Source organism: Spiroplasma taiwanense CT-1, from assembly GCF_000439435.1.
Lineage (GTDB): Bacteria > Bacillota_I > Bacilli_A > Mycoplasmatales > Mycoplasmataceae > Spiroplasma_A > Spiroplasma_A taiwanense.
The window spans coordinates 642,085-665,774 of sequence record NC_021846.1; the positions used below are offsets into that span (position 1 = coordinate 642,085).

Genomic DNA, 23,690 nt, shown 5'->3' on the forward strand with positions numbered 1-23,690 from the left:
ATGTGAAATCAAAAATAACTTTTTAGATTTATACGTAAATTAATTAGTTTATTCAGTTTTAAAATTAGGAATTTATAATTTTTAATATTAACTCATAAATTTCTCATTGGTGAGAAAGTAGAAACACTAACCCGTTATGTTAGTTTATATAAGTTATTTATGATTCCATAATTATTTTACTATATAAAAATAGTTTTTTTATAGTTCTTTATTAATATTTTTTATTTTAAATTTAAAAGCTAAATTATTAATATACATTAAAAATAAATGATGTGCTGTTATTCAAAAGAAAAATATTACAGATAATAAAATCATATAGCTAAAAATTGAATTACCAATAAATAAATTCTCAAAATCTAAAAAAGGATAAGGTCATGCTCCAAAACTCAAGCTATCTTTTTCATACATCAACCCTCTTATGTAAATATAAAACATATATAGAAGAGGATATAACATAGCAATATAAATATCAAATTTTTTTCACATATTAAAATATTCAATTTTTTCATTTCCCATTACAAATCAATAAATAATTATTAAGCTTAATGGTGCAATAAAATGGGTTACAATTGTACAAATTATTTGGTTTTTTGAATAACTACTAATAAATTCAGCATCTTGATGAATATAATAAATTATTCCAATTCAAAATATTATGAAAACAATTAAATTTCAATTCATAATAACAATTCTAAATCGATCCGAATTGACTCCATACTTTCTTTTATTAAAAAAAATTAGAAAAAATATTATTCAAACAATTGTCATAATATTTACTTGAACAGATAAAAAACTCATTAAAATATCAAAGTTAAAAAAGCTTGAATACTCTGCATACCAATATTCTTTAAAGGAACATAAATATAATCCCCATAAAATAAAAAATAAAAAAAGTAAGAGCAATGCAAAATGATAATATCATATTCAATTTTTATACCATATCCTATTATTCATAATTACACCCTTTTAATTTGAATTATAACATAAGAATAAAATTTTTTTTAATTAAAATTTTAACAATTAAATAAAAATGCAAAATTATTTTAAAAAATTAATTTTGCATTTTAAAGTTACTTATTATAATTTGGTGTTTCTTTTGTCATTTCAACATCATGTGGATGTGATTCTCTTAAACCAGCACTAGATATTTTTACAAATTTGCAATCATGTCTAAGATTTTCAATGCTTTTACATCCAGTGTAACCCATTCCACTTTTTAACCCACCAGCTAATTGAAAAATTACATCTTTTAATTTTCCTTTAAAAGGAACACGAGCTTCAACACCTTCAGGTACTAATTTCTTGGCACCTTTTTGAAAATATCTGTCACTACTTCCTCTTTTCATTGCAGCTAGAGAACCCATTCCTACATAAGATTTATATTTTTTTCCATTAGCAATTATTTCTTCTCCAGGTGATTCTTCTGTTCCTGCAAAAATACTTCCTAACATTACACAATGTGCTCCCGCACCAATTGCCTTTACAATATCTCCAGAATACTTTATTCCCCCATCAGCAATTAAAGTAACATCTTTATCTTTTGCTCAGTTATAAACATCATTTATTGCTGTAATTTGAGGAACACCAACTCCAGCAACCACTCTTGTTGTACAAATACTTCCAGGACCAACTCCAATTTTAATACTATTTGCACCAGCCTCATATAATGCTTTTGCACCTTCAGCAGTACAAATATTTCCAGCAATAATTTGTAAATCTTTATATTTACTTCTAATTTGTTTTACAATTTCAATTATTCCTTTGCTATGTCCGTGTGCTGAATCAACAACTAAGATATCAATTCCTGCTTTTACTAAGGCTTCAACTCTTTGCAAACAATCTTCTGAAACTCCAACAGCTCCCCCAACTCTAAGTCTTCCTTTTGAATCTTTACAAGCGTTTGGATGATCAATTGCTTTATCAATATCTTTTGATGTTATTAAACCAATTAAATTATTTTTTTCATCCACAATTGGCAACTTTTCAATTCTATTTTTATGTAGTATTTTTTTAGCTTCTGCTAAACTTGTTTTTGAATTTCCAACAATTAAATTTTCTTTTGTCATAATTTCTTCAACTTGTGAGAAAAAATTTTCAATATATTTTAAATCTCTGTTTGTTATTATTCCAATTAATTTATTATTGTTATCCACAACAGGAAGTCCTGAAATTTTATATGTTGCCATAATTTTATCTGCTTCTTCAACTGTTGTTGATTTTAAAATGGTAATTGGATCTGTTATAAAACCTGATTCGTTTCTTTTAACTTTTTGAACTTCTAAACTTTGTTCTTCAATTGATAAATTTTTGTGAATAATCCCAATTCCCCCAGCTCTTGCCATTTCAATTGCAAGAGCTGATTCAGTTACTGTATCCATTGCTGCACTTATTAAGGGAATATTTAATTCAATATTATTTGTTAGTTTTGTTTTTAAACTAACTTCATTTGGTAGAATACTTGAATAATTTGGTACTAATAAAACATCATCAAAAGTAATTCCTTCACTAAGGATTTTGTTGTTTAAACTGTTTGTACACATTTTTAAAAACTCCTATTCTCATTCAATTGTTCCTGGTGGTTTTGAGGTAATATCATAAACCACTCGATTTACTTTATCTACTTTATTAATAATTTCATTTGTAACTTCATCAAGAAAATCTCAAGGTAAATGAGTACTTGTTGCTGTCATAAAATCAATTGTATTTACACAACGTAATGCAACAACATAATCATAAGTTCGATTATCTCCCATAACACCAACTGTTTTAACTGGAAGTAAAGTTACAAAGGCTTGAGATACTTTATTATATAAATTTTTTTCAATTAATTTATTTATAAAAATATCATCTGCTTCTTTTAGAATATCACATTTTTCCTTACTAATTTCTCCAATTACTCTTACTCCAAGACCAGGCCCTGGAAAAGGATGCCTATTAATCATTAAATCTGGAATATTTAATTCTTTTCCAACTGCTCTTACCTCATCTTTAAATAAATTTCTTAATGGTTCAAGCAATTCAAATTTTAAATCATCGGGCAATCCCCCAACATTATGATGTGATTTAATTGTTTTTGAACTGTGACCTTTTAAAGAAGATTCAATAACATCAGGATAAATTGTTCCTTGTGCTAAAAATTTTGCATTTTTTAAAATTCTTGCTTCATTTGAAAATACTTCAATAAAATTATGACCAATAATTTTTCTTTTTTCTTCTGGATCTTTTATACCTTTTAATGCATTGTAAAACTTCTCACTTGCATCAACAAATTTTATATTCATATCAAATTCCTTTGCATATAAATCCATAACTTTTTTGCCTTCATCTTTTCTCAATAAACCTGTATCAACAAATATACAAGTCAATTGCTTATTAATTGCTTTGGAAATTAAAGCAGCTGCAACAGAAGAATCAACCCCTCCACTTAAACCAAGAATTACATTTTGATCTTTAACTATTTCTTTTATTTCTTTTACTTTTTCTTCAATAAAACTTTCCATTGTTCAATCTTTTTGACAATTTGAAATATCAAATAAAAAATTTTTTAATATATCAATTCCATAAATTGAATGTGTTACTTCTGCATGAAATTGTATTCCATAAATATTCTTACTTAAATTTGCAATTGCAGCAACACTATTTTCAGAAGAAGCAAGCTGAACAAAATTATCTGGCATTTTTGTTACATGATCTGCGTGACTCATTCAAACCTGAGAATTATTTTCAATATTTTTAAATAATTTATTTTCAATTTTTTCTAAATTTAAATTTGCTTTTCCAAATTCTTGACTATCTGCAAGTTCTACTTTTCCACCAAAAGTTTCAGTAATTAATTGCATTCCATAGCAAACTCCTAAAATTGGTAAATTTAAATTAAAAATTTCATTATCAATTGAATATGCATCATTTGCGTAAACACTTGATGGACCACCAGATAAAATAATTGCTTTTAAATTTTTATATTGTTGTATTTCATCAGCTGAAATATCGAAAGGTAAAACTTCTGCATAAATATTTAACTCTCTAACTCTTCTTGCCAAAAGTTGTGTATATTGACTACCATAATCTAAAATAATAATTTGAGTATTCATTTATTTCTCCTATATAAAATAAAAAATAAATTTCTATTTTTTATTTTGAATATTTTATCTTATTCAAAAGAAATATTTTTAAAATAAACTATTTCTTTTTATTTTTATTTTTATTTTGGAGTAACATCATTTCCAAACTCATCAAGAACAACAACATTTTTAAGTTGTTGTTCTAATCCACTTCTAAAAATTTTAATATATTCTTTTCTTAACTCATCCCGTTCTTTTAATTCTTCAGAACTTAATTCTCTTTCTTTTGCAATTTTTGCAAGAACATTAATTCTTTCCAATATTTTTTGCATAATTCAATTATTCCTTTATAAAAAATGATTGAAAAATTAAAATATTTTTCAATCATTTAGTGCATAATATGCACTTCCAACCATAGCAGAATCATTTCCTAATTCTGCTATTTCAATGCTCAATTCTTCTTCTGAAGTATCAATAGTATATTTTTTAATATTTTCATTAATTATTTCTAATAAAGCTTCACCTAAAATAGTTAAACCACCTGCAATAATCAAGGCTTCAGGATCAAGTGCATTTACCATTGTTGCCATATGCATAATTAATGGTTCAAGTGCTTGTGTAAGTAATTCTTTAATCTCTAGTGGGTGATTTTCAATTTCATAAATTTCAAAAATTGATTTTAAATTAATTACTTCTAAATCTTTAAAATAAATTGCTGCAGGATGTTTTTTATTTTCTTTAAAAGTATCTGTAAAAAATGTTTCAATTCCTGTAACAGAAGACATTGGTTCAATACAACCTTTTAAACCACACTTACAATTATATTTGCTTTGAAATCAACCCCCACCATGACCAAATTCACCAGCATATCCTCTAGCACCAGGCATAAGTTTACCATCCAAAATAACAGCTCCTCCAATTCCTGAATCAATAAAATAAAATACTATTGAATCATACTGTTTTGCGACTCCAACTCAAAATTCACCAAGAGCACTTGCATTTGCATCATTAAGTACAAAAATTGGCTTTTTGAATAATTCTTCTGCTTTTTCTTTTAAATTTAAATTATTTCATTCCAAATTAGCAGAATAACGAACAATTCCAAGCATATGATCAACATAACCAACTGTTGCAATTGCTATTTTTTCAATTTCTTCTTCATAATTTACACCAATTGCTTCTAACCCTTCTACAATTTCACTGTGTAAATTTTCCAATAATTTTGCCTTATTATGTTCAATAAAAAATCTTGCCTGTAAATCCCCATATTGGTTTACTAAACCAACTTTTGAAGAATTAACACCAATTTCAATAGATAGAATTAATTTCATTTCTATTCCTCCTTAATGTTATTAATATAAATATACCACTTTTTAAATAAAAAAATAATGTTTATACTAAATTAATGCTGGTAAGTTAGTTACTCTTATTCCATATTCAGTTTTTGGTACAGTTATTTCAATTTTCATACCCTTAAAGGTAGTAACATTAACTCAACCAAGTCCAGAAATATGTAAGTCAATTTTTTTTGTATCTTTAAATTCAAAACTATGCGTTTCAAATTTAGAGTTATAATCTAACAACCTTGGAGATAAAGAATGACGATTTTTTTTAAAGTAATCATTAACATTATTTACTTTTGTTCTATGCAATGGCATTTGCTTATTTATATAAAAATGAAAACTTGTTTTTTGAGGTTTATTGTTTTTCTGATTATATTCAATCCCATCAATAAAACTAATTCAAGCAAGACCTCCATAAAATATTGTTTGACCTGCAAATAATTGATAAGTTACTTGTTTTATCTCTTTTTGAAAAAAGAAAAAATCTCAATAACTTGGTGCTGTTGCTATTGCAATATGATTATGTTTCACAAGTCCTGGAGTATCATATATATAATTTTTTTCAGTAAAGTTAATTTTAATTTTATCTAAAGTAGTATTTACATATTTTGATGTAACAATTGAAGGAATTTGATTATTTACTTTTAAACAAGCATTAATTAAACTAGATTTTCCAGCATTTGAAATTCCAACGATATATTGATCATAATTTATTGACTTTAATTCATTAACTAAAGCAAAAACATAGTCTTGTTTAATTGAAGAAGTCAAAATAATTTTTGCATTTTTAATTGGTGAATCTTCAAAAAAAGCTTGTACATATTTTAAAATTTTTGTTTTTTTGACAGCTTTTGGAAATAAATCAATTTTATTTACTAATAATACCACTTCTTTTTTTGAAATTAATTGCTCAAGTCAAGTTAATCTGCTACCTGGTAAATCAAAAATATCTACCACATAATAATAGCGAATTTTTTCAGTTGTAACGTTAATTTGATTAATAATATCAATAAAATCTTTATCATTTATTTCTTGTTCAACTAAACGATTATAATGTTTAATTTTAAAACATCTTAAACAATAATCTTGTGAATCAATTTTTAAAACATAACCTGGTTTTGTTTCATCTACTGTTTGAAGAATTTTTCCACATCCAACACACTTTTTTGGACCATTACCTTCTAAATTTGTAGTATTTCCAATACCAGGTTTTATTTCAGTTAATGAAACTTTACTTTTTTGTTTAACCTTAATAGTTTTATTTTTTAGAGAATTAATTTGTAAAACCTGATCTTCCAAATTTTCCAATTCTTTTTCAATATTATCAAACTCATCTTTAGAGAATTTCATAGTTTCCTCCAATTTCTCCTTCATTATAAAAACCTTCATGCAAGATATTTTTTTGTGATAATTTTTTTAAAATATGGTTTTCTAAAAATTGTACTATTTTATTTTCTTGATTATTTCTACTTAGTGGTGAAACTAAAATACTTTTTATATGAGACCTATTTGCAACTAAAACATCTGTTACTAATTGATCTCCAATCAAAATTATTTCATTTTCTTTATATTTAAATAATTTCTTAACAATTTTCATCTTACCTAACAATGGTTTTTTACAATCCCAAAAGTAATTTTTAATTCCTGCTTTTTTTGCAAAATTTTCAACTCTACTTTTTACATTATTTGAAAATAAAACAAATTCCATATTATGTGCATAAACATTTTTGATAAAATTTAAAATATCCAAATTTGGTATTCTTTCATTTCAACCAATTAAAGTATTGTCCATATCACATAATACTAGTTTTATTCCACTATTTTTTAGTGAATCCAAATTAATTTTTTTAAAACTTTCAAGATAAATTGAAGGTTTAAAATAATTTAATAATAAAAAAGTATTTTTTTTATTTGCCATTCTTTAAATTCACCTCTTATACTTAATTATTATACCTAAAAAATAAATAAGTATTTAAAGTGCAAAACATATATTTATAAAAAAATAAAGCATTGCCTTATTTTTTTATAAATACTAATGATAATTTATTTTTTAAGTTGTTGCAGTATTAAGTGTATAGGTTACAACAACACTTCCCCCTTCAATATAACTTACAGATCCACTTTTTACCTTAATTGTTGCTTCAATTAAGGAAGGTGTTCCATCAACTTCAACTTGTGAAGTATCTAAATTTGAATTTTTTGCCTTAGCTGCTGCTAAAATTTGGTCATTTGTTGGTGCTATTGTAGTATCATCAACTACAATTTCACCAAGATTTGTTTCCTTAATTGATTCATTTAAAGCAACTGTTTTTTGACCTAGTGTATAGGTTACAGTAACACTTCCTCCTTCAACATAACTAGTTGATCCACTTTTTACCTTAATTACAGCCTCAGTTAATGAAGGTGATCCATCAACTTCAACTTGTGAAGTATCTAAATTTGAATTTTTTGCCTTAGCTGCTGCTAAAATTTGGTCATTTGTTGGTGCTATTGTAGTATCATCAACTACAATTTCACCAAGTTCTAAAACTGTAACAACAGAATTTAATGCAACTTTTGCAACAAGAGTATAAGTTACATTAATTGTATTACCCACAACATAACTAACAGCATCACTTTTTACCTTAATTACAGCTTCAGTTAATGAAGGTGTTCCATCAACTTCAACTTGTGATAAAACTAAACTTGAGTTTTTTGCTTTAGCTGCTGCTAAAATTTGGTCATTTGTTGGTGCTATTGTAATATCATCAACTATAATTTCACCAAGATTTGTTTCCTTAATTGATTCATTTAAAGCAACTGTTTTTTGACCTAGTGTATAGGTTACAGTAACACTTCCCCCTTCAATATAACTAGTTGATCCACTTTTTACCTTAATTACAGCCTCAGCTAATGAAGGTGTTCCATCAACTTCAACTTGAGTTACAATTAATGAAGGATTTTTAGATTGTACCGTTAACAATATTTCTGCATTTGAAGGAGAATTTATATCTAAAACCAAAATTTCTCCTAAATCTAAATTAGTAATAACTGTTGTAATATTTATTTTTGGTACACTGTTCAATGTAAAAGTTACAGTAACACTTCCTCCTTCAATATAACTTACAGATCCACTTTTTACCTTAATTACAGCTTCAGTTAATGAAGGCGTTCCATCAACTTCAACTTGTAAAATGTCTAATTTTGAATTTTTTGTTCTTAAAAAATTCAGAATTTTTTCACTTGTTGGTGCTGTTGAAGTATCTGACGTTTCAATTTTACCTAAATCTAAATTAGTAATAACTGTATCTAGTGCAACTTTTTCATATTCTTCTGGCACTAATATTTCACATCCAACAATACTTGAAGAAGTCATTGAAATTATAGATATTGTTGTTAATAAACTTAATAGTTTTTTAATTACTCTCAGTCCCTTCTAAAATAAAAAAATTAAAATAATATTTTTATATAAAAATTATTATATTTTAATTTTATTATATTTTTATTATATTTTTCATATAATAAAAATATTTATTTAAAAGATTAGATTACATTTTTTATTCATTAAAAGTTATTAATTTCTCTACTTTTTTTAAATTCGGGTATTCAAGTAAATCTTCAAAAAAGGCTTCATCCATTGAATTAACTGCAATATTTTGTAATATATCTATCTGATCTTTTGGTTTAATTGCTAAAGCAATTACCACTTTAATTTTTGTTTTATCACTCAAAAAATTGAATTTTTTAAGTGATAAAACAAAATAATTGATTTTTCTAATACTTGCATTCCTTCATATGTTCCATGTGGAATTGCAATATTATTGCCTATATTAAAAGAACTTATTTTTTCTCTTTCTAAAATTGAATTTATATAAAATGAATTAATACCTTCATTTTCAAATTTCTTAAAAATGTCTTTTAATACTTCTTCTTTATTATTAAAATTTTGATTTAAAAATATATTTTCTTTTTTAACATTTTATTCTTCCTTGCTTAAAATATAATTTACTTGTTCTTGTGAAATGTTATTAATAATCTGTTTTATAATATTTTCATTTGTTATATTATTTTTTTTTGCATTTCTACAAGTTTTTTTCCATCTAAATCATTAGGGTTTAAATACTCAATTACATTTAAAATGCTTTTTCTTATATTTAAAGTTTTTAAATTTAAACATAAACCAATAAATAAAGGCTTTAAAATTCTTTCATTTAATTGTAATTTTAAATATAAATTTCTTCCAACTCTTTCCAAATTATCTTTGATATAAGGATTTTCAAATCTTTTTAATATTTCATTTATAATTTTTTTTACTTCTAAAATATCATAATTAAAATAATTAGAAAAAATTAATCCTACTTCTTCTAAATATGATAGTAAAAAAGATTTTAGTTCTTTAATTTTTAAGCTTTCATAAGTAAATGGTGAATTAAATTTATTTAATCTATATGAAGCTCAACTTAAACTTGCATGTCCTCCATTTAATAATCAAACTTTTTTACAAATTTCTGCATCAATATTTTTAGAATAAGTTAATGCATCCAATTTTTCTATTTCCTTTGGTCATTGATTTGTATCTACTATTCATGAATAATATTTTTCTACTTCAATATCTAAATTATTCATTTCTTGATCTGGAACAATCCGATCTACCATTACATCAACAAAATATATAAATTTCTCATTAAATTTATAATTTTTTATAATTTCTTTTTTGAATTGACTAGAAATTTTTTCACCATTTTCACAACACATTATTATTAAAACTTTTTTATTCAATTCACTTGTTTTTATAATATCTATTATTTGAGTTTTAATATATGTTAAATTTTGTGCTCCTATTGATGTAGTACAAATGTCTACATTATATTCTTTTAATTTTTGATTTAAATTTTGATTTGATACAGTTATTATAATAATTAATTCTACAAACTTTAATTACATTTCTATTTTATTATAAAAATTTAATAATATTAAAATAACCTTAAAAGTTCATTAGCATAGTTTTATATCTAATTCAATTACATAAATAACCTTTTTTAGTTTCAAAACATATTATTTATAAAATATATGAGTTTGATTATATTATTATTTTTGAATTATTTTTATTATATTTATATTAAATAAAGCATTTCTTTTTTGTTTTTGTAGATAAAATTCATTTAAATTATTGATTTACCTTATTTATTTTCCTTTAAAAATGTAAATAATTTAAAATAAAAATCTATCTTATTTAAGATAGATTTTTTCATTTAATTGTAATAATCTTTTACTATAATCTAATTCATTAAACAATCAAGAACCTACAACAATTAAGTCTAATCCTGTTTTAATTAAGTCAATAATATTTTCTTCTCTAACTCCCCCATCAATTTGTAATAAATAACTATAATTATTTTCTTTCCTTTTCTTAACAAGAAAATCAATTGTATTTCAAGTTAGTTTATTAAAAGCTTGACCAGCAAAACCTGGTTTTATACTCATAATTGTAACCAAATCAACTTGATCTAATAATTTTGAAATATCATTTAAATTATCATCTAAGTCAATTCCAATTCCAATTTTGATGTTTTTAGATTTTATTTTTTTAAATAATTCTTCAAGATTTGTTTTTTGTATCGAGGAAAAATGAATTGTAATATAGTCAACATCATTTAATTGATCTAAAATATTTTCAATATTATTAACCATTGAATGAAAATCTATTGTAATGTTTGGAAATATTTTTTTAATTTGTGAAGACATCATTGGGGTTAAACCAAGATTATTTACAAATTTTCCATCCATTAAATCAAAGTGAATTCAATCAATTCCAGCCTTAGACAGTTTTGTTAATTCAGTTTGAATATTTAATAAATCACAAGTCATAAGTGATGGTGTAATTTTATAATTCATATTTTTCTAAAAATTCTGTTAATTTTTCTTCTATTTCATCATTATCTAAAAGATTATTTAAAACTATTTTTTGTTCAAAATCAATTGAATCTGACAAATCAATTCCACATATTACTGCATTAATTGAAGAATCATTACTGTCAAATAAATTTAAATTTGCATGTTCAACAATAATATCATCTCTTCCCATTTGATTTAAAACATTTTTAATATTCATTTCAATTATTAGACTACTTCCTAATCCTTGACCACAAACTGCCACAAATTTCATATTTCTACTCCTTTCTAACTAAAGTTATTTTTGCTTCATATTCTTTATTTAAACTATTTAATAACTTATTATGTTCTTTTGTTAATTGCTCAATATTTTTAATTATTTGAGTTTTTTTATCTTTTTCTTTTTCTGTTTTTAGATTTAATTTTAAGTCTTTTAAATTTTTTTTGTAAATTTTAAATTCACTTTTTTCTTTTTGACTTTTTTCTTTTTCTAAATCTTTTACTTCTAAATAAACTTTTTTATAATTTTCATTTCTCATTTTTAGTGAGTGTAAAATTATACTTATCAATGGGAACATTAATCATAAAACAATCATTATACTTAATAGACCTCATTTTCCTGATAATTTTAATAATAATGCTGGAATTATCCCAACAATAAAGTCTGCATCTGCTCATGTTATATAAATTTGTTCACCATTACTTGAAACTAAATTTGGTGTTAATTCAAGTCCAATGAATAAATAAGGTATGATTGAAATAATAATTCCATTAATAAATGCTCCAATTAAACAACCAATTATTCCTCCCTTTGCATTTCCAAATACTCCACTAGTAGCACCAGTAAAGAAATGAGGAATAATACTTGGAATTATAATTGCAGCTCAAGGACCTGTTTTAATTGCAGAAGACATTCCTATATTTATTCCAAAAGCAATTAAACCCCCAACTGTTGAAGCAATAAATCCCATAATTACTGCATTTGGTGCAAATGGAAATACTACAGGGCAATCTATTCCAGGCTTTGAACCTTTAATAACTTTATCTGCAAACCCTTTAAATGCTGGTGTTATTTCTGCAATAAACATTCTTACACCAATTAAAAGAACTTCAACTCCAGCTGCAAAAGTAAATGCTTGAAGTATTCCTTGTACTATTGGAGAATCATTTTTTCCCAAAATTCCTGCTTCAACCATTGTATCAAAACCTTTTACACCTCAAACACTATAATAAACTATGCTAAATAGTATAAACATTGTTAATGCAATTGAAACATTTGTATTTCTTAAAAATGCAAGACCTTTTGGAAAATTAATATCTTCTGTTGATTTAATTTTTCCTTTTTTTGCTTTATAAATTAGTTCACCCATATATCCACTTAGTGCATATGTAATTGAACCAGTGTGAGCAACAGCTAAACTATTTCCTTTTATAATAATTTTTGTATGTCTATTTAGAAGAGCTGGAGAAATTACCATTCACATTGAAACAAATAATGATCCTGCTAAAATAACCAATCACATATCTGCTGTTGAATTTGCTCCACTAATTCATAAAACACTTGCAATCATTGTTGAAAAATATCATGCTGAATGTCCTGTTAAATATATATATTTTAAGTTTGAGAATTTTGCAATTACTATATTTAATAGCATTGCAAAAACTAAAATAAGTGATCCACAAGTTGCTATTTGTGCCATTCCTTCTTGTGATAAAAATAAACCTGGCATAACATCATTATTTGCAAGTCACCCTTCTCTGCCAAATAATAAATTAAATGCAGAACCAAATTTTCCAATTGAACCTGAAATAATTCCAGCTCCACCCCCAATTATTAGAAAACCAATTACTGTTTTAAATACAGATGTAAGAGTTTCTGCAAAGTTTTTTCTTTGTACTAAACAACCAATTAACGCAAATAAACCAATTATTAACGCTGGAGTTCCAAAGAATCCATTAATAAAGTTCATTAATTGATCTTGAACTGTAAATAATTGCATATTTTTTTCCTTTCCTAATCATTAAAGTATTTTTTATATATTTTTAAATATTCTTCATATGAATTTATTGACTCTAATTCCTTTATAAATTCTTTATTAGAAAAAGTTTTTGAAAATTTTACCAAATAGTCCATATGATCATCTGGTGAAGTTGTTGTTAAAAAGAAACAATATAATACTTTATGATGTTCTTTATGTGAAAAAGATATTTGTTCTCCTAATTTAATTAACATTAAATTAGTTTTCAAATTTTCTCCACCTGGTGAAATATGAACTAAAGATATATTTTTGGAAATTATAAAATAAAAACCCAATTTTTCAATTTCACTTAATAATTCATTATAATAATTTTCTCCAACAACTTGATCCCTTTGTAATTTTTCACAACCTTTTTTTAATAATTCTTTTCAATTTTTCGCACTTTTTAAATACATGAAATTGTTTTTCTCAATCATGTTTTTCTTTACACCTCTTTTCTAATTCACTAAAATATTATGTTACTTTTGGAAAATATTCCATTATTTTATAAAAATAGAAAAAAATAATATAATAATTAAAAAGAAAGAGGAAAACATTATGTTTATTGATGAATATTATTTAAATTTAACTAATTTGGAAAAAGAAATACTAAATATAATTTTTAAAAATGCAGAAGTTTTTATAGATATAAAAATACAAGATTTTGCAAAAAAACTTTATACAACAAGTGCAACAATTACTAAATTAATTCAAAAAATTGGTTTTACATCTTACAAAGAATTTCAAAAACATTTGAAAGAAGAAATTACAAATAGAAATATAGAACATAAAAATTTTGATGCATCAAAAATGGAAATAATAGCACAATTAGAAGAAATTCTTGAAAATGCAAAAAAATTCATTAAAAATGAATTTGAAGATATTAGTGAAATAATAATAAAATCACCAAAAATAATTACAATTGGTTTTGGAAATAGTTTAATTGCTGCAAATGAAATGTTTCAGTCTTTATCAAGATTAGGTTTAGATTCTTATTGTACAAATGATATTTTTGGTAATTTAACTTTATTTGAAAATATTTCAAAAGAAAGTTTAATTATTTTTTATTCACATCAATTTAAATCCAGAACTGTTTTTAGAGCATATGAATTAATAAAATCTTTAAATTTAAAAATAATATTAATTTCTTCAAATAATTATATTAGTGATTCATTTAAATTTTATAAAGTTATAATCTACAAAGATAAAAATAACAAAAATAAAAGTTTTAGTACAAAAATAAATCAAATTACTATCAATTTTATTTTGAAAGATTTAATTAAACAGAAACTAAACAAAAATATTAAAGATAAGCCAAGTATTTTAATTTAATTAACTTTTAGCAAAATAATTATTTTATAGAATTAAAACCCTTATTTGCAACTTGAGTAATATTCATTCAATACTTTCTTTCTCTACTTATTTTTTATGCCCTATCAATAAAAAGTATATTACTTATAAAAATTTAATTTATAAAAATAAAATGAAAAAGCAAATAATAAGTTTGATATTAATAATATTATAAAAATCAGCAGAAATAAATTTGGTCCCTTATATAAATAATTTATTATTTTATAATAACTATTACTATTTTCTTTAAATTCTTCATAGTTTACTTGAAAATAATTATTTGATATTGAAACTTGAAATGTTTCAATTGGTAATAAATTATCATAACTTTTAGTAACAAATCCAAACTTAGATAGATATTCAATTCATAAAAAAGGACTAGTATAGTAATGAAAAAACTGACCTCTTGTTGGTGTTTTTATTGCAGGTTGAGTTTTGAATAATTGATTTAAAAGTTTCAAGAGAATTTAATTTTCATTGATTAAATTGTTCAAATACTTCATTATTATCTGTTTTAGCTCTTAAATTTGCTTCAATTACTATAAGTTTTCTTATAATTGAAGCAACAAAAGCAAAGCTATCGGAATCTGCTATTAAAATGTTTTTATTTTTTTGAGAAACTAAAAATGATACTTTAAATTTTTCAGCAACACTTGTGCAACCAAAATTGCATAATTGCCACCTTCTTTTGCCATATCTTCTGTTAATTTAGATTCTCATGTTTCTTTTCATTCACCATTTTTACATTCAAAAACTATTTTTCCTAAATCAACTTCATTTTCTTTTATAATTCAACTTCATTTTTCAATTTTTACCTTTTATTTTATTATTTAAAATTCTATTTGTAGCACGAGCTACTTTTAAATCTGTTATTTATTTTGACATTTATGTTTAAAATTTTGATTTTTTATCTTCAATTTTTACAATAAGAATTGCTACAAATTCATTATTATTTTTATTCGTATAGACATTTTAAAAAAAACACTAACATATGTTTTTGTTACTTTTTCTTGATTTATGTTTTTCTCCTTTCATATCTGAGGAAAAAATAAATATACAAACAAATAAAAAACTAGTTCTCTATTTACCTTTTAATATAATATCATAAAAAATTAAGAACAATTTTCAGTTATAAATACTAATAATTCTTCAATTAAGTTATCTAAAATATCCTTGCAATAACCTTCTGCCTTACTATTTGCAATATTAATTTTATTCAATTCTTTCTGAATATTAATTATCTGTTCTTTTGATTTTTGTAACTTTTTACTCAAATCAATAGATATTCAATTAAAAATTTTAACTTTTTTTTCTTCTATTTGTTCATTTGAAACATATTTATTAATTAATTGCATTTCCTTATTCAGCATAATTCTAACAATTTGCGTAACAAAAATATAATATCCTGGATTACATACAAAAATATTTTTAGACGGAATTTTTTTAAAACCAATATCTCCAAATTTTTTGTTAAATGAATTTGCCAATAAAATTCCATAATTTCCTTTCTCTTTAGAAATATCATCTTCAAATTTTGATAATCATTCTGATTCTCATTTTTCTCCTGATTTAAGTTCAAATATTATTCTCCCAATTTCACTATCATTTTTATGAACAATTTCTCTAAAATCTGCTCCCTTTCCTTCTGTTTTATTAGTTACAATTTTCTCTATAATATCCTCAGGAAAAGTTGAATTTAAATTAGTTTTAAATTCTTCTTCAAATTCTTTACCAATTATTTGAGATGAAAGAGTTTTTTTAGAAATTATTTTTTTTTCTAAATTATTATTTTCTTCTCTCAACTTATTAATTTCATCATTTTTCAATTCTTTTATTTCTGAAACTTTTTCTGCTATTTCTTTATCAGTAACTGTCTTACTAGTTTCTAACTGAGTTTTCAAATTACTAATTTCTTCTCTCAACTTATTAATTTCATCATTTTTCAATTCTTTTACTTCTGAAACTTTTTCTGCTATTTCTTTACCAGTAACTGTCTTACTAGTTTCTAACTGAGTTTTCAAATTACTAATTTCTTCTCTCAACTTATTAATTTCATCATTTTTCAATTCTTTTACTTCTAAAACTTTTTCTGCTATTTCTTTATCAGTAACTGTCTTACTAGTTTCTAACTGAGTTTTCAAATTACTAATTTCTTCTCTCAACTTATTAATTTCATCATTTTTCAATTCTTTTACTTCTGAAACTTTTTCTGCTATTTCTTTGCTTACAATTAAATTATTTTCATTAATAAGTTCTTTTTTTATAAGTTCTTTATAATTATTTTCTCTTTCTTTTAAATGGCTCTCAATATAATCATTTAATTTTTTGTAATTAACTTCATTTTCTTTAAAACTTCCTTCATTAATTACTTTACTACAATAAGGACATACTATTTCTCACATATCTTTTTCTCCATAATTAAATAATAACAAGAAATGCCTTTAGTTGCATTTAAATTTAATTTTTTATAATTTGGATAATTAGTACATTGAAAAACTTTTTTGTTTTTAATTTTTTATCTATATTTTTTTTATTATTACTATAATCTGGTTTTGCAAATTCAATATACTCACAATTACGATAATTTGAGCAAATTTTGAATTTGATTCCTTTTTTACTTATTTTATCAAAAATATATCATTATTATATTTAAAACACTTTTTTGGGGAAGTTTTATTTTTGTAGGATAATTAATTTATAAAAACTAATGTTTATAATGATATGGTATTTATCATTTTTTAAAGTTTTAAAATTTTTTATCTGTAAAAAATATAAAATCTTTTTATAACAAAAAGGATAAATTATTTAAATTTGTTACATTTTGGAAATAGTGCATTTTTAAACCAAATCATTATATTTAAAATTAAATTTTTATGTTTTTAACTAAATTAAATATTATTTTAAAACTTATTAAAGATATTTTATTTTATAATATAACAAAATTAATATTTCTGTAATCATAAATATTTTAATAGAATAAAAAAAGAAATAAATTAAATTAATAACATATCTCTTTTATAAATAATATTGATATATTTCAAATACTAAAATTTGTATATTTATAAAAAATATTGTGCATTTTACTATTTTATTTATCTCTTAAACTATATCAAAATCCCATACTTAAATAATATCAAATATCTGATTTTTTAATTATTTGTCTACCGTATGTTCTTCATGGTCAACCATAGTTTACTACATATTCATTTGTTGATTTATTATAGCCATATATTACAATTGAATGTGCTTCTCCTCTAACAAAATATGATAATAATACAGGTCTATTATATTTTTTAATTCAGTCTTCAGGTTTTGAAGTGTGAGATCAACTTACTGAATAATCATCAATTAAATTTTTTGAATACTGACCTAATCATGTTTTCATAATTTTTCTCAAACTTTTTCTTTCTCTGATATCATATCATCTTCCCCCATATTTATCAGATACTTTTTTATACATCAAATAAGGAATTGCACTCTTATTACCACTACCACTTTGATAATGAATTACCTCACTAGAGTTTAATTTTTCAAAATATTTTTCTTTATCATAAACAGAATATAAATTATATTTTCCAAAAACCTGAGAATAGTTTATTAATATATTTAGTGCAATATATTCACATAATCCAGTTCCCCCAGATACACCATAATTAAGTAAATCTGTATAAGCTAAATTTTCTTCTTTATTTATATTTTCTATTTATCTCCAATTAGTAACTAAATTTGAAAATTTAGAAATTTCTTCAATTGTTCCAATTCTTCTTGTTATATTTGCATTTTCTGTAATTGAATAAAAATCAATTTTATATTCTTGAATTTTTTCATAATTATAAGTAAATTCTACTTCGCCTGTAAGAGCTGGTTTATCATGACCCTCAATAACTCTAATTTTGCATGAAGTTTTTGTTGGCAAACCAACAAATGCAATATGTTTTAATGGTGCTGATCAACCTCAGTCTTCAACGTTTTCATGTGCTTTTGAAATTCCATTATAGATAATTTCAAGACTTGGGACATCTTCTTGTCCTGAAATTGTTCCTAAATCAAAAATAATGAATGCATCCTTAAATGTAGTATAAACTTTTGGTGTTGTATCAAAACATGAAACAACACTTGATGATGAAGTTAAAATTAAAGTTACTGACCCTAACAAAATTAATAATTTTTTTATATCTTTTTTTCTCCTAAAAATATTTTATAACTTTTAAATATTGATTATAAAATTTAAAAAGAATTAAAAAATAATTATAAAAGAGAAAATATTTTATATTTATACTAATTTAAATAATATAGATAATAAAGTAATTATAAATAAAGTAAATTTAGTGCATGCAATAAATTTAATTTATTTATACTTTTTTGATTTTTCCACTAATTAACATATATTTTGAAAAAAATTTAAATATTTATTATAAGTATCTAAACTATTTTGTTAATTAATTTATTTTCATAAATTTTCTACTTTTAATTAATTACTTATAAAGTTTTTTTCAACTCAAAATCGATTTCACATTTTATTCCATATGGAATAATAGTTTTTGGGTGTGCATGCCCAAAGTTAACATTATAAATTATTGGAGTTTTATATTTTTCAGTTATATCTAACAATAATTTTTTATATTCTTCATAAAATCTTTCGTCTTGAGGTTTACCAACAATTATTGCACTTACATTTTATAGGTTTTTATTTTTTCCAATTCTTCTAATAATTTTTGATAATAAGAAATTTCTTCCTTTGGTTCACTTGTTTCTATAAAAAGTATCTTTCCTTTTCATTCATCATTTTTTGGAACAAGATTAAATTGATCTGCAATGGCTTGTTTAGGTGAATTTTTATCAATTAAAGAATATATTGTGTCTATACAACCACCAATCAATTCTCCTGATATATTTCCACTTTCTCTCAAAACTTCATAACCTTTGTTATCTAAATGTTTAATTCTTGAAGTTCCCATAGAATCCATTGAAAAATCTTTTCTTTCTTCAAATCAATATTTGCTAGCCTCAACTTCAATATTTTGGTTATTAAAAAATAATATTTCAAATGCTTTTTTGAATATTCTAGCATTTGATCATCTAACTCAGCAAAATCAACTAAAAATGAATGCCCATAAAAAGTGTTTAATCCTAATTTTCTAAACATTAAATGATTAACTGTTGTATCTGAAAAACCAATAAAAATTTTTGGTTTTTTTTGTACAATTTCTTTAAAAAAATCATTATTTAATAAAAATGGCGCTGTCTTATATGTATTAAATCCCCCAATAGCACATAAGATTTCATCATTTGCAAAAGCCTCAATTAAGTCATTTGCTTTAGCTTCTGGATTATTAGCTAAAAATTCTGTTCCTTTTAAGCTATTAGGCATAAAAACAGGTTCTAATCCAAGTTCTTTTAATCTTTTTATTTCTAATTTCAATTAATGTTTACAAAAAATTTCACCAAGAATTCCTGATGATAAACTAACAATAGCAATTTTATCTTCTATTTGTAATTTTTTTGGTTTTATTTTTCTCCTTTATTGATTATGTATGTATTTAATAATTTTCTTATTATATTTTTTATGTAAAATGATTAGTATATTTAACTTTAAATATTTACAAATCTTTAATTTTATTACTTCTTTAATTGAAGTTAAAATTACTTTGTCATTTTAAATAATATAAAAATACATAGTTTTTTATATTATTTATATTTATCACATGTATTTATTATAATAAAAAAATAATTTTTTATTTTTCAATTATTCAAAAAAATTGCAATTCTGAATATAAATGCTTTTCCTTCTTTTAATATTATAATCAAAATAATTAATTTAAATATTTAATATTAGTTATCTTTCTATTACAGTAAAATTAAATTTATTATTTTTATATTTTAAACTAAATTTAAAATTATGCAATGAATATATAAAACACTTAAAATAAATATAATTTTGTATAAAAAAATCTTGTAAAATTACTTACAAGATTTTTATAAACTATTATTTATACATTTCAATTCTTTTTTGATGTCTGCCACCTTCAAACTCAGCATCAATTCATTCTTTTATAATCATTTTTGCTAATTCTAGTCCAATAACTCTTGAACCCATAGATAAAATGTTTGTATTATTATGCTCTTTTGAAAGTTTAGCACTATAAGGTTCACTACAAACCACAGCTCTAATTCCATCTACCTTATTTGCAGCAAGAGAAATACCAACTCCAGTTCCACAAAAAATAATACCTAAATTTACTTCATTTTTTGCAACAACATCAGCAACTTTTTTTCCATAAATTGGATAGTCAGTTCTTTCTTCTGAATCTGCACCTAAATCAACAACTTGATAACCTAATTCAATTAATCATTTTTTAATTGGTTCTTTCAATATAAAGCCAACATGATCACTACCAATTGCTATTTTCATATTACAATCCACCCTCTATTTTTTTAATTTGCTCAATTAATTGATTATTTGCAACATTTATAAAAGCTCCTACAACCATAACTTCTGCACCACATTGTTTTAATTTTTGATAAGTTTCTTCTCTAACTCCCCCATCCACTTGTATAAAAAAATTTAAATTTTTATCTTTTTTATAATCTGAAAGGTATTTTAAATTATCATAAACTAATTCATTTAATTTTTGACCATTAAAACCAGGTTTAATAGACATACACATTACACCATCTAAAACTGATAAGTATTTATTAATGATTGATGGATTTGTTTCTGGATTTATAGCCATTACAGCTTGCATATTTTTACTATGAATATTTTTAATAATATTTATTATATTTTCTTCACTTTTATCAGTCACTGATTCAAAATGAAAATTAAAATATGTTACACCGCTTTGAGCAAAAGAATCAATATATCTTTGCGGTTCTAAGCACATTAAATGTGCATCAATAGTTATATTTGAATATTTTTCTTTAATATCTTTGCAAAACTTTTGACATAACGCATAATTATTAACAAAATTTCCATCCATTATATCTACATGAATCCAGTCAATTCCAACATTGATTAATTCTTCAATTTTCTTACCAATTTCTAAAAAATTAAATACATATATGGAAACTGCTACTTTATTCTTCATTTTTTTTCTCCATTTCTTCTTTAACATCTAAAGCAATATTCGAAACTTGGGGACCATATATAATTTGAATATTATTTTTCTTTTTAATTATTCCCATTGAACCTGTTTCTTTTAAAATTGTTTCATTTATTTTTTCTATATTTTTTACATCCACTCTAAGTCTAGAAGCACAATTTTTAATTTCTATTATATTTTCCTTAGTGCCCAGTCCCTCAATTATTTTTATAGATTGATTTAAGGAATTTTTATTTTTTTTATTTTTATTTAAAGAATCTACTGTCATTTTCAATGAAATATCATTTTCGTTTGATATTCTTCCAGGAGTTTTAATATTTTTAAACTTAATAAGAGCTCAAAATGAGAAGTAATATGTAGGACCAATTATAAGCAATCCATAAATTAATATTCATAATGCTCCATTTCTTCCAGCAAACATACCAAATATTTTTTTACTTTCATCACCAATTATGTTTACACCTGTTGAATATCCTGGAAGTAATCCAAAGAATACATAATCTATTAGTCCCGCTGTAAATCCATTACCTGCTTGAACATTTAGCAAATATGCTAATAAATAACTGATACCACCAATTAGAGCATGAACTCCAAATAATAATGGAGCTACAAATATAAATGAGAATATCAATGGTTCAATAATTCCAGTGGCCATTGATGTAATAATTGCAGATCCAAGTATTCCAGTAACTTGTTTTCTATTTTCTGGTTTAGCCATAAAAATCATTGCTAAGCCTGCAGCTGGTAAGCCATAATTATACACTGCAAATCTACCACTCATAAAGCCTGTTCCTACTTCTGTTGTATAGTGATTAAATGAAATGAAATAATTATCTCCATTTTGATATAACATATCTAAATAATTTGTCATATTTTGATCAATTAATTGTTGATATGCTGTTGGTGAAAGTTGAAAACTTTGCCCAACTCAATTCATTTGTTCAAAAAATACTGTATATGCTCCTTGAACTGAATTAAAACTTGTTATAACTCCATCAGTTACAACTGGAGCATATCAAGTACCACCAACTGAAGTAAACCAAAATGGTGTATAAAATACATGATGTAAACCAGTTGGAATTAATAATTGTTCAAAAACTCCAAAGAAATATGCTGCTATTGCTCCTGAAGTTCTTGTATATTCTTCTTTACTCCCAACATTCATTCATGTTCCAAGTCCCTCACCTGTTTTAAATAATGCAATCATAATCATAGGTCATATAAAGAAAACAATAATTCCTAATCCAATACCCATGAAAAATGCAGCAATTGGAACAAATTTTTCTCCTCCAAAAAATGAAAGCATTCTAGGTACCTTAATATTGTATGTTTTATTGTGTAGAACTGCTGTTAAACTTCCCACAATTATTCCACCCAAAACAGATAAATCCATTGCTGGTGAAATACCCATTACACTAGAAAGCATACCCTTATTTTGACCAACTGAAACCAATTTATTTTCACCTGTAATTTTTCAGGGATCAAATGTAACAACTAAATCACCATTTGAATTTGTATAAGGTATAAATAATGCAGAAACAGTAACTGTCATAACCATAAAAGCAATCATTGCTGAAACAGCTGCAACACCTCTTGATTTTTTTGCAAAACCAAATGCAATTGATGAAGCAAATAAAATTCCCAAACATGAAAATATTATATTTCCAATTGTTTTAATAATTTGAAAAAAATTTATTCAACCAACTCCTCATTCATTAGTTTGTGCAGCAGCTAAAAAGCCACCACCAATGCCTAACAATATTCCAGCAATTGGTAAAACTGCAATAGGAAAAACTATTGCTCTTGAAAGATTTTGAATTTTACTACCAGTTTTATTTCCAAAAGTTTTTCAAGATTCTTTTAACTTTAAAAAATTCATAATTTAATACCCTTCTATGAGAACTATATGTTCTTCATTTTTATTCTATTACTCAAAGTAAAAAT

The 23,690-nt window shown here is 23.6% G+C and carries 26 protein-coding genes; 2 read left to right on the plus strand and 24 right to left on the minus strand.

Annotated features, from left to right (window positions below; genetic code table 4):
• Nucleotides 1-198: 198 nt before the first annotated feature.
• The 15 genes from STAIW_RS06215 to STAIW_RS03385 all read right to left on the minus strand — a co-directional run bounded on the left by STAIW_RS06215 (nt 199) and on the right by STAIW_RS03385 (nt 13,730).
• On the minus strand, nt 199-681 hold the full coding sequence (locus tag STAIW_RS06215; RefSeq protein WP_169522266.1) for a hypothetical protein: 483 nt from the start codon (nt 679-681) through the stop codon (nt 199-201).
• Nucleotides 682-1,070: 389 nt separating this feature from the next.
• A complete protein-coding gene (gene guaB / locus STAIW_RS03325) occupies nt 1,071-2,540 on the minus strand; it encodes an IMP dehydrogenase (RefSeq protein ID WP_020834440.1) in 1,470 nt (489 codons plus the stop codon).
• 12 nt (nt 2,541-2,552) lie between these two features.
• Complete coding sequence (gene guaA / locus STAIW_RS03330) at nt 2,553-4,091, minus strand: glutamine-hydrolyzing GMP synthase (protein ID WP_020834441.1); 1,539 nt, start codon at nt 4,089-4,091, stop codon at nt 2,553-2,555.
• A gap of 110 nt (nt 4,092-4,201) precedes the next feature.
• Nucleotides 4,202-4,393 carry a DUF896 domain-containing protein gene (locus STAIW_RS03335; protein ID WP_020834442.1) on the minus strand — a complete coding sequence of 64 codons (192 nt, stop codon included), beginning with the start codon at nt 4,391-4,393 and terminating at the stop codon, nt 4,202-4,204.
• Nucleotides 4,394-4,429: 36 nt separating this feature from the next.
• Nucleotides 4,430-5,392: an ROK family protein gene (locus tag STAIW_RS03340; protein ID WP_020834443.1), complete on the minus strand. Its 963-nt coding sequence runs from the start codon at nt 5,390-5,392 to the stop codon at nt 4,430-4,432.
• Between the two features lie 66 nt (nt 5,393-5,458).
• Entirely contained in the window at nt 5,459-6,754 is a 1,296-nt protein-coding gene (gene yqeH, locus STAIW_RS03345; protein ID WP_020834444.1) for a ribosome biogenesis GTPase YqeH, read from the minus strand.
• The gene (locus STAIW_RS03350) at nt 6,741-7,322 is read right to left on the minus strand and encodes a YqeG family HAD IIIA-type phosphatase (RefSeq protein WP_020834445.1); all 582 of its coding nucleotides are present in this window, start codon (nt 7,320-7,322) and stop codon (nt 6,741-6,743) included. Before STAIW_RS03350 ends, yqeH begins: the two co-directional genes overlap by 14 nt.
• Nucleotides 7,323-7,454: 132 nt before the next feature.
• A complete protein-coding gene (locus tag STAIW_RS03355; RefSeq protein ID WP_020834446.1) occupies nt 7,455-8,759 on the minus strand; it encodes a hypothetical protein in 1,305 nt (434 codons plus the stop codon).
• 181 nt (nt 8,760-8,940) lie between these two features.
• Nucleotides 8,941-9,114, minus strand: a complete 174-nt coding sequence (locus STAIW_RS06085) for a PTS sugar transporter subunit IIA (RefSeq protein ID WP_169522267.1) — start codon at nt 9,112-9,114, stop codon at nt 8,941-8,943.
• Nucleotides 9,084-9,344: a PTS sugar transporter subunit IIA gene (locus STAIW_RS06835; RefSeq protein ID WP_084676591.1), complete on the minus strand. Its 261-nt coding sequence runs from the start codon at nt 9,342-9,344 to the stop codon at nt 9,084-9,086. The genes STAIW_RS06085 and STAIW_RS06835 overlap by 31 nt, the downstream gene beginning before the upstream one ends.
• Before the next feature lie 98 nt (nt 9,345-9,442).
• The gene (locus STAIW_RS03365; RefSeq protein ID WP_408640669.1) at nt 9,443-10,321 is read right to left on the minus strand and encodes a mannitol dehydrogenase family protein; all 879 of its coding nucleotides are present in this window, start codon (nt 10,319-10,321) and stop codon (nt 9,443-9,445) included.
• 291 nt (nt 10,322-10,612) lie between these two features.
• On the minus strand, nt 10,613-11,278 hold the full coding sequence (locus tag STAIW_RS03370) for a ribulose-phosphate 3-epimerase (protein WP_020834448.1): 666 nt from the start codon (nt 11,276-11,278) through the stop codon (nt 10,613-10,615).
• Nucleotides 11,268-11,549 carry a hypothetical protein gene (locus STAIW_RS03375; RefSeq protein ID WP_041618862.1) on the minus strand — a complete coding sequence of 94 codons (282 nt, stop codon included), beginning with the start codon at nt 11,547-11,549 and terminating at the stop codon, nt 11,268-11,270. Before STAIW_RS03375 ends, STAIW_RS03370 begins: the two co-directional genes overlap by 11 nt.
• 4 nt (nt 11,550-11,553) lie before the next feature.
• Complete coding sequence (locus tag STAIW_RS03380) at nt 11,554-13,275, minus strand: PTS ascorbate transporter subunit IIC (RefSeq protein WP_020834449.1); 1,722 nt, start codon at nt 13,273-13,275, stop codon at nt 11,554-11,556.
• Between the two features lie 14 nt (nt 13,276-13,289).
• Nucleotides 13,290-13,730, minus strand: coding sequence for a PTS sugar transporter subunit IIA (locus STAIW_RS03385; RefSeq protein WP_084676592.1), 441 nt, complete (start codon nt 13,728-13,730; stop codon nt 13,290-13,292).
• A gap of 121 nt (nt 13,731-13,851) precedes the next feature.
• Between STAIW_RS03385 and STAIW_RS03390 the strand changes: the two genes are divergently transcribed.
• Nucleotides 13,852-14,625 carry a MurR/RpiR family transcriptional regulator gene (locus STAIW_RS03390; protein WP_020834451.1) on the plus strand — a complete coding sequence of 258 codons (774 nt, stop codon included), beginning with the start codon at nt 13,852-13,854 and terminating at the stop codon, nt 14,623-14,625.
• Nucleotides 14,626-15,055: 430 nt separating this feature from the next.
• Nucleotides 15,056-15,355, plus strand: a complete 300-nt coding sequence (locus tag STAIW_RS03400; protein ID WP_169522268.1) for a hypothetical protein — start codon at nt 15,056-15,058, stop codon at nt 15,353-15,355.
• Nucleotides 15,356-15,755: 400 nt separating this feature from the next.
• Here the strand turns inward: STAIW_RS03400 and STAIW_RS03405 are convergent, their stop codons facing one another.
• The 9 genes from STAIW_RS03405 to STAIW_RS03435 all read right to left on the minus strand — a co-directional run bounded on the left by STAIW_RS03405 (nt 15,756) and on the right by STAIW_RS03435 (nt 23,625).
• A complete protein-coding gene (locus tag STAIW_RS03405; RefSeq protein ID WP_020834452.1) occupies nt 15,756-17,045 on the minus strand; it encodes a DUF2130 domain-containing protein in 1,290 nt (429 codons plus the stop codon).
• Between the two features lie 686 nt (nt 17,046-17,731).
• Nucleotides 17,732-18,103: a putative cysteine peptidase gene (locus STAIW_RS06220; RefSeq protein ID WP_020834453.1), complete on the minus strand. Its 372-nt coding sequence runs from the start codon at nt 18,101-18,103 to the stop codon at nt 17,732-17,734.
• Between the two features lie 243 nt (nt 18,104-18,346).
• On the minus strand, nt 18,347-18,838 hold the full coding sequence (locus tag STAIW_RS06225; protein WP_408640670.1) for a lipoprotein: 492 nt from the start codon (nt 18,836-18,838) through the stop codon (nt 18,347-18,349).
• A 284-nt stretch (nt 18,839-19,122) separates the two neighbouring features.
• Nucleotides 19,123-19,308 (minus strand): hypothetical protein, encoded by a 186-nt coding sequence (locus STAIW_RS06685; RefSeq protein WP_201764829.1) that lies wholly within the window; start codon nt 19,306-19,308, stop codon nt 19,123-19,125.
• A 5-nt stretch (nt 19,309-19,313) separates the two neighbouring features.
• Complete coding sequence (locus STAIW_RS06690) at nt 19,314-19,610, minus strand: S66 peptidase family protein (RefSeq protein ID WP_201764806.1); 297 nt, start codon at nt 19,608-19,610, stop codon at nt 19,314-19,316.
• The gene (locus tag STAIW_RS06385; RefSeq protein WP_201764807.1) at nt 19,574-20,065 is read right to left on the minus strand and encodes an LD-carboxypeptidase; all 492 of its coding nucleotides are present in this window, start codon (nt 20,063-20,065) and stop codon (nt 19,574-19,576) included. The genes STAIW_RS06690 and STAIW_RS06385 overlap by 37 nt, the downstream gene beginning before the upstream one ends.
• 564 nt (nt 20,066-20,629) lie before the next feature.
• Entirely contained in the window at nt 20,630-21,055 is a 426-nt protein-coding gene (gene rpiB, locus STAIW_RS03425; RefSeq protein WP_020834455.1) for a ribose 5-phosphate isomerase B, read from the minus strand.
• 1 nt (nt 21,056) lies between these two features.
• Nucleotides 21,057-21,731: a ribulose-phosphate 3-epimerase gene (locus STAIW_RS03430; protein ID WP_020834456.1), complete on the minus strand. Its 675-nt coding sequence runs from the start codon at nt 21,729-21,731 to the stop codon at nt 21,057-21,059.
• Nucleotides 21,721-23,625, minus strand: coding sequence for a PTS transporter subunit EIIC (locus STAIW_RS03435; protein WP_020834457.1), 1,905 nt, complete (start codon nt 23,623-23,625; stop codon nt 21,721-21,723). The genes STAIW_RS03430 and STAIW_RS03435 overlap by 11 nt, the downstream gene beginning before the upstream one ends.
• Between the last annotated feature and the right edge of the window lie 65 nt (nt 23,626-23,690).